The organism is Microlunatus sp. YIM B11417, assembly GCF_059617205.1.
Window position 1 is genome coordinate 45873 of record NZ_JCAMPJ010000004.1, and the last position, 11910, is coordinate 57782.

The 11910-nt window shown below is 68.8% G+C and carries 10 protein-coding genes; 4 read left to right on the plus strand and 6 right to left on the minus strand.

Annotation, left to right across the window (positions count from 1 at the left end; all coding sequences use genetic code 11):
* Positions 1–48: 48 nt before the first annotated feature.
* The 3 genes from AC6CCG_RS19775 to AC6CCG_RS19785 form a co-directional block, all read right to left on the minus strand.
* Positions 49–1185 carry a Gfo/Idh/MocA family protein gene (locus tag AC6CCG_RS19775; protein ID WP_496656343.1) on the minus strand — a complete coding sequence of 379 codons (1137 nt, stop codon included), beginning with the start codon at positions 1183–1185 and terminating at the stop codon, positions 49–51.
* A gap of 13 nt (positions 1186–1198) precedes the next feature.
* Complete coding sequence (locus AC6CCG_RS19780) at positions 1199–1768, minus strand: GNAT family N-acetyltransferase (RefSeq protein ID WP_496656344.1); 570 nt, start codon at positions 1766–1768, stop codon at positions 1199–1201.
* Positions 1769–1839: 71 nt separating this feature from the next.
* Complete coding sequence (locus AC6CCG_RS19785; protein ID WP_496656345.1) at positions 1840–2010, minus strand: hypothetical protein; 171 nt, start codon at positions 2008–2010, stop codon at positions 1840–1842.
* 175 nt (positions 2011–2185) lie between these two features.
* Between AC6CCG_RS19785 and AC6CCG_RS19790 the strand changes: the two genes are divergently transcribed.
* From AC6CCG_RS19790 to AC6CCG_RS19805, 4 genes are read left to right on the plus strand one after another with little or no spacing between them, the layout of a single operon-like run.
* Positions 2186–3430, plus strand: coding sequence for an aminotransferase-like domain-containing protein (locus AC6CCG_RS19790; RefSeq protein ID WP_496656346.1), 1245 nt, complete (start codon positions 2186–2188; stop codon positions 3428–3430).
* 49 nt (positions 3431–3479) lie between these two features.
* On the plus strand, positions 3480–4436 hold the full coding sequence (locus tag AC6CCG_RS19795; RefSeq protein WP_496656347.1) for a D-alanine--D-alanine ligase family protein: 957 nt from the start codon (positions 3480–3482) through the stop codon (positions 4434–4436).
* Positions 4433–5185, plus strand: coding sequence for an SURF1 family protein (locus AC6CCG_RS19800; RefSeq protein WP_496656348.1), 753 nt, complete (start codon positions 4433–4435; stop codon positions 5183–5185). Before AC6CCG_RS19795 ends, AC6CCG_RS19800 begins: the two co-directional genes overlap by 4 nt.
* A gap of 2 nt (positions 5186–5187) precedes the next feature.
* Complete coding sequence (locus AC6CCG_RS19805) at positions 5188–5550, plus strand: DUF3817 domain-containing protein (RefSeq protein WP_496656349.1); 363 nt, start codon at positions 5188–5190, stop codon at positions 5548–5550.
* Between the two features lie 36 nt (positions 5551–5586).
* Here the strand turns inward: AC6CCG_RS19805 and AC6CCG_RS19810 are convergent, their stop codons facing one another.
* The 3 genes from AC6CCG_RS19810 to AC6CCG_RS19820 all read right to left on the minus strand — a co-directional run bounded on the left by AC6CCG_RS19810 (position 5587) and on the right by AC6CCG_RS19820 (position 7904).
* On the minus strand, positions 5587–6060 hold the full coding sequence (locus AC6CCG_RS19810; protein WP_496656350.1) for a hypothetical protein: 474 nt from the start codon (positions 6058–6060) through the stop codon (positions 5587–5589).
* 120 nt (positions 6061–6180) lie between these two features.
* Positions 6181–7134, minus strand: coding sequence for a ParB/RepB/Spo0J family partition protein (locus AC6CCG_RS19815; RefSeq protein WP_496656351.1), 954 nt, complete (start codon positions 7132–7134; stop codon positions 6181–6183).
* On the minus strand, positions 7131–7904 hold the full coding sequence (locus AC6CCG_RS19820) for a ParA family protein (protein WP_496656907.1): 774 nt from the start codon (positions 7902–7904) through the stop codon (positions 7131–7133). The genes AC6CCG_RS19815 and AC6CCG_RS19820 overlap by 4 nt, the downstream gene beginning before the upstream one ends.
* Between the last annotated feature and the right edge of the window lie 4006 nt (positions 7905–11910).

Here is an 11910-nt window from a genome sequence, read left to right on the forward strand (position 1 = left end):
TCGTTCGCGGCCGGCGATCCTCGCCGCCACGGCGTCCGAGGTGTCGGCTCAGCGGGCGAACGGGGCGCCGAGCGCGGTGAACGTCGCGTGCTCGTACGCGGCGCGACGCACCCAGGCGTCGATGCCGGGGATCATCATCCGCTGTTCGCCGTCGGCCTCGACCAGCTCGGTCGCCGACGGATCCAACTGGCGCGGCTCGCCGGCCGCGACCGCGTCGACCACCCGCATGAAACCGCCCGTGTCGAGGAGAGGGCAGAGCAGCGGCTCACCGGTGGCCCGATGGTCGAGCAGGTTGTCCAGCAGGCTGGTCCGTTGGTACGTCAGCGTCTCGGCCGGCGCACCGGTGAGGTCGTCGGCCGGGCGCAGTTCCACGATGTCCTGGGTGTAGAAGAACCGGGCCGCCTGCTCGGTGCCGACCACCTCGACGTACGGCGCCTCCTGCGACTGCTCCGCGCAGAGGGTCAGGCCGAGGGTGACCTTGGTCCCGTCGCCGGTCACGACCCGGACCACCGAGGTGTCGTCCGATTCGATCGCATTGGCCCGGAACAGGTCCACCTCGACCTCGGCCAACTCGTCCGCCCGCTGGGCCCGCGCCAGCCGCAGCGCCGCCGAGGTCGCGTGCGCCAGCGGATTCGTGATCACGCCGTCCATCACCGGCACACCGTCGATCACCCGGCGACCGGCCCACGCCGAACGGCGCCAATAGCTGAAGGTACGGAGCCAGACCCCGACCCCGGAGATGCCGACCAGCTCACCGAGCCGGCCCGAGTCGATCATGGCATCGAGCGCCGGGAACGCCGCGGAGCCGAGACTCTGGAAGCCGATCTGGACCACCCGGCCGGTCTCCGCGGCGACCGCGAGCAGCCGGTCGAACTGTTCCATCGTGGCGACCGGCGGCTTCTCCAGCAACACGTCCGCACCGGAGCGCAGGGCCGCCTCGGCGAACGGCAGGTGGGTGTGGATCGGGGTCGCGATGGTGACGATCTCCGGCCGGGTCCGGTGGAGCAACTCGGCGACGTCGCCGAACACCGGCACGCTCGGATCGAGGCGACCGCTGTCGTCCGGCTTGGTGTCGCAGACCCCGACCAGCTCGATCCGGTCCAGTCGTTCGGTGGCCGCCCGAAGATGGGACGCCCCGTACCCGTGAATTCCGACGACCGCGAGCCGCGGCAACCCCTCCGCCATGGCCCGTACTCTCTCAGATGCCGTGCGATTCCCGAGTGGGCACCCCGGTCCGGCCGGACTCGAAACGAACCGGTTCGTAGCTGGCCGGCTCCGGTGGGGCCGGCCGCGCCACCAGTCCGGACAGGCGGCCGATCACCGTACTCAGTTCGAAACGCCAGCGAGCCGTCGAGCGGAGCTCCATCCGCAACCGCGGCGTCACGGGGTGCGGCCGGGTCACCTCGAATCCGACGGCGGTGAGCCAACCGACCGGCAGCAGCAGCTGGGCCCTGGTTCCGTTGCTGCCCGTACCGCCGGCACCGAACGCCTCCAGAGCCCGGATGGAGCGTCGCACGGCCAGCGCCGCCGCCGACCGGACGAGCTGTTTGCCGACCCCGTGCCCGCGATGGGGTTCGGCCACCCAACCGGTGAGCAGGACCGCGGCATCCCGGCTCGCGCCGGCCGCGAAGACCGCTTCCTCGGGCAACAGGTCGGGCGGGGCCAGCAGCAGGTAGCCGATCACCTCGCCGGCGTTCACCGTCATCACGCCGCAAGCGCCCCAGCGGCCACAGACCTGTTCGGCCCAGGCCGCGTCGACGCCCGGCATCGCTTCCAGACAAGAAGGCGGCAGCCGGTTCAGGTCGCTCGTCGTGAGCGGTCGGGTCCGGCGGGAGCGCATCAGCGAGACCCGGGGTCGGCGAAGCCCGGTGCCGGGCGAGGCCGGGTCAGCCCCGCCGCGAAGCCGATCAACAGCCCGAACGCGAGACCGGTCAGCAGCCAGCCGAACCACCGGCGCAGCCTGGGGCCGCCCGAGTCCGGTGGCGCCGAGGATCGCCGCGCCCTGTTCATGCCCACCATGCTAGTGCCGTGGCGAGATGGGCTGTAGCGGATCGCCGACGTGATGCACCCTAGTGGGGTGACCCCTTCTCCCGATTCCTCGAGTGGACCCGCGGAGCCTCCGGTCCGACGCCGGGACACGCGCCTGGACCACTACGTCGACCGGTACGCCGTGCGGACCCACGGGATGACGGCCTCGGCCATCCGGGCCCTGTTCGCGGTGGCCAATCGGCCCGAGGTCGTGTCACTGGCCGGCGGGATGCCGAACATCACCGACCTGCCGCTCGACGTGGTCGGCAGTTCGCTGCAACGGCTGGTCCTCGACGACGGCCGGGTCGCGATGCAGTACGGCAGCGGGCAGGGCGAACCGATGCTGCGGGAGGCGATCTGCGAGGTGATGGGCCTGGAGGGGATCGCCGCGCACCCGGACGACGTGACCGTCACCGTCGGCTCGCAGCAGGGCCTGGATCTGGTCACCCGGCTGTTCTGCGATCCCGGCGACGTGGTGCTCTGCGAGGCGCCCTCCTATGTGGGTGCGCTCGGCGTCTTCCGCGCCTACCAGTGCGAGGTACGCCACGTCGGCATGGACGCCGAGGGACTCTCGCCGCGGGCGCTCCGGGAGGCGCTGGAAGTCCTGCGCCAGCAGGGGAAGCGGGTCAAGTTCCTCTACACGATCCCGAGCTTCCACAATCCCGCCGGCGTCACCCAGTCCGAGCAGCGTCGCCGGGAGATCCTGGCCATCGCCCGCGAGGCCGACCTGTTGTTGATCGAGGACAATCCGTACGGGCTGCTCGGTTTCGATCATGAACCGCTGCCGACCCTGCGCTCGCTGGACTCGGAGCTGGTGATCTATCTCGGGACGTTCTCCAAGACGTTCGCGCCGGGCTTCCGGATCGGCTGGGTGCTGGCCCCGCACGCCGTACGCGAGAAACTCGTGCTGGCCCAGGAATCCGCGACCCTGTGCCCGCCGGTGTTCTCCCAGTTCGCGGTCGCGTCGTACCTTCGTGATCATGACTGGCGCGGCCAGATCAAGGTGTTCCGGGAGATGTACCGGGAGCGCCGCGACGCCATGATCGCCGGTCTGGCCGATCACCTGCCGGCCGGTTGCACGTGGAACACCCCGGCCGGCGGTTTCTTCGTCTGGGTCGGCCTGCCGGCCGGGCTCGACTCGCAGGCCATGCTGCCTCGGGCGGTGACCGCGCGGGTCGCCTACGTGCCCGGAAGCGCGTTCTACACCGACGGTTTCGGGAGCCGGTTCATGCGGCTGTCGTACTGTTATCCGACGCCGGAGCGGATCATCGAGGGCACCCGGCGGCTGGGTGAGGTGCTCAACCGGGAGGCGGCCCTGCACGAGACGTTCGGTACGGTCGGGCCGACGGACCCGACCGGGCCCGCGTTGCCGTACCAGGCGCCGAGGCCGAACCAGAGTTGATCATCGTACGAGTCGATCATGGAATCATGATCATGAACGGAGGAGTCGGGTGACTGACGTCGGGACCGTGGTGGTCCTCGCCGGCGGCCTCTCCCACGAGCGGGAGGTGTCGTTGCGCTCGGGCCGGCAGGTCACCGAGGCCCTGCGTGACGAGGGCCTCGAGGTGATCGAGTCCGACGTCGACTCCGGCCTGGTCGAACGGCTGGACGCGCTGCCGGGTGCCGTCGTCTTTCCCTTACTGCACGGCGAAACCGGCGAGGACGGCGCGTTGCGGGAGGTGTTCCGGCTGCTCGACGTACCGTTCGTGGGCTCGGACGGCGCGGCCTGCCGGGTCGCCTTCGACAAGTCGATCGCCACGACGGTGGTGGCCGACGCCGGGCTGGCCACGCCGGAGCAGGTCGCCTTGCCGCACGAGATCTTCCGCGAGCTCGGCGCGCAGGCGCTGGTGTCGGCGCTGGCGAAGCGGATCGGCTTTCCGATGATGATCAAGCCGTCCCGAAGCGGCTCGGCGCTGGGCTGCAGCAAGGTCGCCACACCCGAGGAGCTGCCGGCGGCGATGGTCGCGGCGTTCGCGTACGGCTCGGTGGCGGTGGTGGAGAAGTTCATCGAGGGCACCGAGGTCGCCGTGACCGTGATCGACCGCGGCGACGGCCCGGTGGCCCTGCCCGCGGTCGAGATCCGGCCCGACTCGGGGATCTACGACTACGCGGCCCGCTACACGGCCGGCGCTACCCGCTTCCTCTGCCCCGCCGACCTGCCGGACCCGGTGTCGCAGCGATGCTCCGAGGTGGCGCTCACCGTGCACCGGCTGCTCGGGCTGGCCGACCTGTCCCGGACCGACCTGATCGTCCGGGCGGACGGGGTGCCCGTGTTCCTTGAGGTGAGCGTCGCGCCCGGCATGACCGAGACATCGTCCGTGCCGTTGGCGATCGAGGCCGCCGGCTGGGGGCTCGGCGAGACCTGCGCCGATCTGGCCCGGGCGGCCGGCCGCCGGGGTCGTGGATGACGATCGTGTCCGACGTCGCCGATCGGTCCCGGCTGTTGCCGCTGCAACGGGCCGGGATCGTCCTGCTCGGCCTGGCGCTCGCCGCCGCCATGTGCGTCCTCGGCGTATGGCAGGCACGGGTCTACCAGTCGCAGGGACTCGAGGCGGCCGCGCAGCGAGCCGCCGAGCCGGCCCGCGCCCTCACCGACGTTGCGCCGGTGGGCTCGACGGTCACCGACGGCTATGGCCGGACGGTCACCTTCACCGGCCGCTACCGGCCGGACCTGCAGTTGCTCGTCCGGTCGGCCGACGACGCCGAGGTACGGGTGCTGACCGGCTTCGAGCTGGAGAACGGAGATCTTGTCGCCGTGGTGCGCGGCGCGCTGCCCGCCGGGGTGGCGGAGCCGCCGGCCCCGCCGAGCGGCACGCTGACCCAGTCCGGCCTACTGTTGCCGTCGGAGGACTCCGGGGAGAACGATCCCGACGCGCCGGGCGTGATCACAGCCATCCGGGTGCAGCGGCTCGCGCAGCAGTGGCCCGGTGCCCTGGTCAACGGGTACGTCACCTTGGCGCCGGGCGAGGCGAGCAGCCAGAGGATCGCGCCCTCGCCGTACCGCCTTCCGGATGCGCCCGGCCGGCTGCGCAACGGTGCCTATGCCGTGCAGTGGTGGGTGTTCGCCGCCTTCGCGATCGGGATGGCCATCAAGATCGCCCGTGACCTCGGTCGGCCCCGGCCCGGCACCGACAAGAACTACGACGTAGAGTCGTAGTCATGCGCGGTGCGTTGCTTCGGTATCGGATCATGGCCTACGTGGTCGGGGTCCTCTTGGTGATCTTGATGTGCGTCGGGGTTCCGATGCGCTACATCTGGCACGACGAGACCGTGGTGACCTGGACCGGAATGCCGCACGGGTGGCTCTACATGATCTTGCTGATCACCGCGTTCGACCTGGGCCGGCGGGCCAAGTGGACCTGGAAGCGGCTGATCTTGATCGCGCTGGCCGGGACCGTGCCGTTCCTGTCCTTCGTCGCGGAACGGTCGGCCACCAAGGACGTACGGGAGAAGCTCGCCAAGCTCGAGGCCGCCGAAGCGTCCGGTCGGGCCGAGTCCGAGGTTGCCGAACCCGGTCGTTGACCTAGGAGGGGTGTTGTCGGACACCACCCTCCTACCTCAGCCGGCGTCGATGCTCAGAACGGTCGTCCGCATCATGCCGCTGCCCGCCGGGACCTCGTACCGGACCGGCATGCCGGGATAGGCCGGCGCGAACCAGAACGTCTGAATCTCGCCGTCGCTGGTCGCCCGGGTGTCGTAGCGGACGCACTCCAGCCGGCCCAGCGGAAGCTCCACGAACTCGTTGCTGACCTCGGTGCGATCGGCCGGGAATGAAGCATGTCCCTGCAGTTCGCGCCAGGTGACCCGACTGGTGAACACGTCGTCCGGGGCATCGGCGTTCCAGCGGTCCAGGGTGGCTCCCGTGTCGTCGCCGTCCCGGAAGCGGTTGAGGCGCTCGAAGGTGGAGCCGTCGGGGCCCTCGACCAGCAGCCGGATGGTCTTCCCGGATCGGCTGGATTCTCGGATCTCCTCCGCCGTGAACGGGGTCGGGAGCAATCCAGGACCGAGCACGTGCTTGTCGGAGGCCTCCATCACGTTATTCTCCGCCTCCGCGGCGATCCTGCCCAGTCTCGCGGGGAATCTTCCCGAAAGCCGATTTGTCGACTTATTTCTATGTCGCAGTATCGATAAGTGGTTGTGTTGTTTTGTTGCTCAGTCCCGCGGAGCGTCCGAGTCGCTGCTCGGTACGTTCGGCGTCGGCAGGCCCATCGCCGCCACGATCCGGTGCAGGTCGTCGACCGTGGCGAACTCGACCACGATCTTGCCCTTGGTCTTGCCCAGGTCGACCTTGACCCTGGTCTCGAAGTGGTCGGACAGCCGGTCCGCGAGTTCGGCGACCTTCGGTGCGAACGGCTTCGAGCGCCGCTTCCGTACCGGCTCGTCGTCACCGGTCTCCCCCAGGGCCACGAGCTCCTCGACCGCCCGTACCGAGAGGCCTTCGGCGACCACCCGCTGAGCCATCCGCTCCTGCGCCGCCTGGTCCTCCACAGACAGCAGCGCCCGCGCGTGGCCCGCACTCAGCACGCCGGCGGCGACTCGGCGCTGCACCGTCGGCGGCAGCTTCAACAGTCGGATCGTGTTGGAGATCTGCGGCCGGGACCGCTTGATCCGTTGGGACAGCTCCTCGTGCGTACAGCCGAAGTCCTCCAGCATCTGCTGGTACGCCGCGGCCTCTTCCAGCGGGTTCAGCTGGGAGCGGTGCAGGTTCTCCAGCAGGGCGTCCCGGAGCAGGTCATGGTCCTTGGTCTCCCGGACGATCGCAGGGATCTTCTCCAGGTTGGCCTGCTGCGAGGCGCGCCACCGACGCTCCCCCATGACCAGTTCGAACTTGCCGTCGCCGATCGGCCGCACGACGATCGGCTGCAGCAGTCCGACCTCCTCGATGGAGGCGACCAGCTCGGCCATCGCGTCCTCGTCGAAGACCGTGCGCGGCTGCTTCGGGTTCGGCGTGACCGCGTTCGCGTCGATCTCCGCGAAGTAGGAGCCCTCCGGCACTGGGTGCGCCGGTGCCGGTTCCGAAGCTTCGGTGGTCTCGCGCGGCTCGGTTCGCTGGAAGAGTTCACCCAGACCGCGACCCAGTCCACGACGCTCGGCGCCGACGCTCATGAGTTCTCCTTTGCTCCGCGGCGGGCGATCTCTCTCGCAGCCGCAAGGTACGATTCAGCGCCGGTCGACTCCGGCTGATAGGTCAGAACGGTCTGCCCGTAGCTGGGCGCCTCGGAGATGCGTACCGACCGCGGAATCACCATCGGCAGTGTCTGCTCGGCAAAGTGGGCGCGTACCTCGTCGACGACCTGCGCCGCGAGCTTGGTCCGCGCGTCGAACATGGTCAGCAGCACCGTCGAGAGCTCGAGCTCGTCGTTCAGCTCACCCTTCACCAGGTTGATCGTCTGCATGAGCTGCGAGACGCCCTCGAGCGCGTAGTACTCGCACTGGATCGGGATCAGGATCTCGTTCGCGGCGACCAGGGCGTTCAGCGTGAGCAGGCCGAGCGACGGCGGGCAGTCGAAGAAGACGTAGTCGGCCGGGTGATCCTTCAGGTACGCGCGAAGCGCCTTGTTCAGCCGCCCCTCGCGGGCCACGAGCGACACCAGCTCGACCTCGGCGGCGGCGAGATCGACCGTCGCCGGAAGAACGCGGAGGTTGGGCGCTTCCTGGGATTCGACGACCAAGTCCTCGATCGAGTCACCGTCGAGCAGAACCTCATACGTTCCGCGGGTGCCGGAGCTGTGCTCGACCCCGAGTGCGGTCGACGCGTTCCCCTGCGGGTCCAGATCGATCACGAGAACGGAGAGGCCACCCATGGCCAGGGCCGCGGCGAGGTTCACCGTCGTCGTCGTCTTGCCGACTCCGCCCTTCTGGTTCGCCACCACCATGATCCTGGTGTCCGCCGGTGCCGGCAGTTGCTCGATCAGCGGCCGTGCCGGTGCAACTTCCTCATCGACCTCAGGTGCTTCGGTCGGTTCGAGCTCGTTGGACGAAGGCACCGCCGGCGCATCGGATTCGCTGGTCGGGAAAGAATCTGCCCGCGCGGTCGTCGTCGCTTCCTGCTGGGCCGGCACGACTTCCGGTACCGCCACGGCGGGCTGCACGACGTCAGTTGGCGCGGTGATCGTGCGAACGGCGCTTCCGTTCACCTCGGTGTGGTCCGCGACCGACTCCTGCGCGCCGGGTTCGGTCACCGCGAACTGCCCGTCTGCGACAGCGTCGGCCGGTTCCGTCGTCGACTGGTTCTCACCACGCGCCGCGTCCGGAGTGACAACCTCCGCTTCAGACACGGCAGTGGGTGATTCATCTCCCGTTCCGAAAGCATCGGGGCCCGCAGGACCCTGGTCGCGCTGCTCGGCTGGATCCTGAGCGGGAGGCGTCGTTGCTTCAGCCGTCGATCCGTGAGCCTCAGTGACTGGCGTCGATGGCAACTCGTCACGCGTCGCTCCGTTGGTAGGAGGTACCGATCCCGAGTTCAATGTTTCCCGTGAAACAGAGGGCCAACCGAGTGACTTGGCGTCGTGCGCGACCCCGGGCCATCCCAATCCACCCGGGGCGGCCGGGCGAACCCCCCGCCGCAATGCCACCATCCCAGTTCCCTGCACGTTCGTCCTCCCCTACCGACAGGCCTACGTTACTGGACGCCCACCGACACCCGCGCCATCCACACCGCGCCATCCACAGGGAACCTCCGACGACAGGCCGAATCGGCCGCCACTGACTCTCCCCGAGCCTCCTCCGCCCGCCCTGCACGGCAAGAGTTCTTAGTCGACTCCACACCACACACCACTCGCCACCCTGTACGAACTCGTGCTGGTCTCACTCCCCGCGCCCTCGACGCGCTCGTCGCAGCTCGTTCGGGACCGAGTCATCCTTGCCTCCATGCGCCGATCGACAAGACCCGGGGCGTGAGATTCTTCGACCCCATTGATTCGGCGGCGGCGTAGGACGGTCTCGGGAGCACTGGCGACTGTCGACCTCGGACTGCGCAGAGCCGGACCGGCAGCAGAGAACCCGATCAGGAACCGATGCCAGCGCTGACGAGCTCGGCCAGTGCTCATTCCGGCCTGGGAATCAACTGTAAGACTCGAGGCAGTTCCCGCGGGAACGGGTCACATCGAGCGCCCGGGAGATGCCACGGCGGGTGCCCTCCAACGACCGCGGCACCGCGGCACTCGCCTGGCCACAACCGAGTTGGCCGGGATCCGGTCGAGGCAGTCGCCAAGATCAAGGATGCCTGCGCCGGCGCCCAAGTAGGGGTTGGAACGGGAATGCCGCTGACGGCGTGCGCCGGGGCACTCGGCGCCGGACACCTCTGAGTTGGCGTGGACCCCGGTCGCGCGGTCCGGTTCGAAACGGCACCTACTCAAGTGGCACTCGGCCTGCCGCATGATCTGGCCGCTCCGAGCGGTCAGCAGTCCGTGCTGGCTGATGTCCGTCCGTGCAGTTGACTCTCGGTGGCCAGGATGCCCTCGCGAGTCCCGGCGCGTTGTCTCGTCGCCGCCGCAAGCGCTCGTACTCTCGAGTGCTCCCCAGCTGACGTGCTGCTATCAATCGCCAGTTCTCTGCACACGACGGGTCTCGCTGCCTCGGTCCGGATTGGACCATGCCCACGACTCACGGTGACAGCCGGCACAAGGTCGCATCCGATGGCGAGTGTACACAGAGGGCAGGTCCCGGCCCAGCCGGGCCCCACAACGCCGGGACAGAAGGGCAACGGCCGACGTCCGGACTCGTGAGTAACTCGGTGCGCAGCGGATGTGTTGGTCGGAACCTCTACCCCAGCCCACCAGTGACCGATCGGAGGTCTCGTCCCGATCCGCGCAGCGCGCTTACCTCAGATCGTCGCCGGCGTGACGGACCGTGACCTTCTCCTAGATTGATCAGACCGCCGTCGATCCTCCCCAGACCCAAGCCTCCGGGTGCAGGGACACCGACACCGGCGCCGGCTCCTTGAGCAGCTCGTCGCCATCCGAATCCACGTGCTGCCACGACGCACGCTGTGTCTCGCAGATCCGGAGGGCTGTTCCCACCACTCCGTCGCCCTCGGCCTTGCACCCAAGCCGTCGCCTCACGTTCGGCGTGGACCCGCAGCGGGTCCTTTGCAGACCTCGGGCTGACGCGGTGGACACAGCCTTGCTGCACCGAGTCGGCTCTCCGCGGGCACGCGCGTGTCGTGCCGTGACGATCCACGCTCCGTGCCTACCGGGTGATCATCGAGCCAGCGACTGCCGGGTCGATCTCATTCACACACTCGTCGTGGCCGGACTCAGTCACGCCCGACCGCCGCACAACCTGCTCGACCTTTGCTGGTTCGAGCCGCCGGCGTCGCCACTGGCCGGTCCCGGGCAGGCGCGATGATCGGCAAGCGATCCGAGCGCTTGAGCCGCCGTTGGCATCCGAGCGCGATCGGGTCTGGAAGGACTCCCTCGACAGCTGTGGCTCATCCGGAGGCTTCCAGGACCACGCGGCCAGGGACTCAAGAACCCGAGTCGGAGCCAGACCAGCTCGACCGCCGCGCCTTTGGAGGTCCAGTGTCGAGATGGATGCCGCCGACATCCTCCGAGTCCGCACCAACCGAGATCAGGGACCCCGTCGTCACTGTCGGTCCTCTGGACCCCAGCCCAGCAGTCGCCGCTGTTTCACGTGGAACAGGAAGGCCCTGGTCACACCAGAGATGTCCGAGATCGCGAACTGTGAGCAAGCCAGATCCCAACTTCCGCTTCGTTCGGACACCAACTCCGCCACCACTCCAGCAACCTCATCGCGCCACCGGTCCCTAAGGGGCGCACCGCAGCCTTCGCTTCGATCACTTCTGCTCCCGCACCGAACGAACAACCATGCAGTGGACACTGCGGGATGCCGATGTTCACGGCACCACACACCAACCACTCAGAGGATCAGGTCACAGCGCAGCGGTGAGGCTACGAGCGGGATGCACAGACCACAGCACACCTCTCACCTACCTCGGGGATGGCGTAGCCGGGAACGGTCGACATCTCGATCTCACCGAGCTCGCCCGACCGTGCCGCATCCGGTCGGTGCCGGCCGGCAGATCATGATCACGTCAGCCCACCGTGATCTGGCCCGGTCACCACCACCATCACCGCACAGGCCGCACGTTCGCCCGTTCGCGGCGAGCTCCGGTCGCCGCACGTAGGCACGCAGTCCGCACCCACGAACTGCTCGTCCTACCGTCGCCCTCTCTCAGGGACTCGATCACCAACAGGACCTGCGCCGGTCCAAGCATCGGCTCACGAGGCGAACTCAACCAGCCACCCCAATCGTCCACGACCTCGCGCGAGCTCTGCTCGCACGCCACAATGTTGCAGCCGCCGCCCGAGATGTGGAGCCGGCCCCAGCCTCGACACAAGGGCAGGGAGGTCACAGAGCTGCCGCCGCTCATGCCGCGGTTGGGAGAGTCACAGATGTTCGCGGCCTCGGGGGAGCACCGGCAACTTCGGCGAGCTCCAGGCCGCACCACGAACCGGAAGCTTCTCCCTTGGCCCCGCTGCGGCCGACGCTCCGGTCGCAGCCGATGGAGCCACCCGACGCGCCGGGCAAGACGGATCACCGCGCAAACCTGAGCAACCGCTGGCGGCGGTGCAGGGAACGTACCCCTCCTGCTAGGGCCTCAGGCTGGGATGGACTCGGGCTGTCGGGCTCTGGCCTCAGAACGCCAGTCGGTTGCACGTCAGAGGTGGCGCGCCGAACACCTCATCAACTGACGGCGGGCGTGGCCGTGGAGGGGTATGACCCGACACCATCAGTGGCGCGCCGGCGTCCCATATGCCGTGCGCTCGACGATTGTCCGAGTACGTTCCCGCGCTCGCTCCCGGCTCGCAAGAGGCCCGCGGGTCCAGATTGCCGCCATGCCCACCGACTCTTTGAGTC

Excerpts from the sequence above, each read along its gene's own strand:
- AC6CCG_RS19805 (WP_496656349.1), top strand. The coding sequence starts at position 5,188 with ATGCGCGGTGCGTTGCTTCGGTATCGGATCATGGCCTACGTGGTCGGG.
- AC6CCG_RS19815 (WP_496656351.1), bottom strand. The coding sequence starts at position 7,134 with ATGAGCGTCGGCGCCGAGCGTCGTGGACTGGGTCGCGGTCTGGGTGAA.
- AC6CCG_RS19800 (WP_496656348.1), top strand. The coding sequence starts at position 4,433 with ATGACGATCGTGTCCGACGTCGCCGATCGGTCCCGGCTGTTGCCGCTG.
- AC6CCG_RS19820 (WP_496656907.1), bottom strand. The coding sequence starts at position 7,904 with ATGGTGGTGGCGAACCAGAAGGGCGGAGTCGGCAAGACGACGACGACG.
- AC6CCG_RS19785 (WP_496656345.1), bottom strand. The coding sequence starts at position 2,010 with ATGAACAGGGCGCGGCGATCCTCGGCGCCACCGGACTCGGGCGGCCCC.
- AC6CCG_RS19790 (WP_496656346.1), top strand. The coding sequence starts at position 2,186 with ATGACGGCCTCGGCCATCCGGGCCCTGTTCGCGGTGGCCAATCGGCCC.
- AC6CCG_RS19775 (WP_496656343.1), bottom strand. The coding sequence starts at position 1,185 with ATGGCGGAGGGGTTGCCGCGGCTCGCGGTCGTCGGAATTCACGGGTAC.
- AC6CCG_RS19780 (WP_496656344.1), bottom strand. The coding sequence starts at position 1,768 with ATGCCGGGCGTCGACGCGGCCTGGGCCGAACAGGTCTGTGGCCGCTGG.
- AC6CCG_RS19810 (WP_496656350.1), bottom strand. The coding sequence starts at position 6,060 with ATGGAGGCCTCCGACAAGCACGTGCTCGGTCCTGGATTGCTCCCGACC.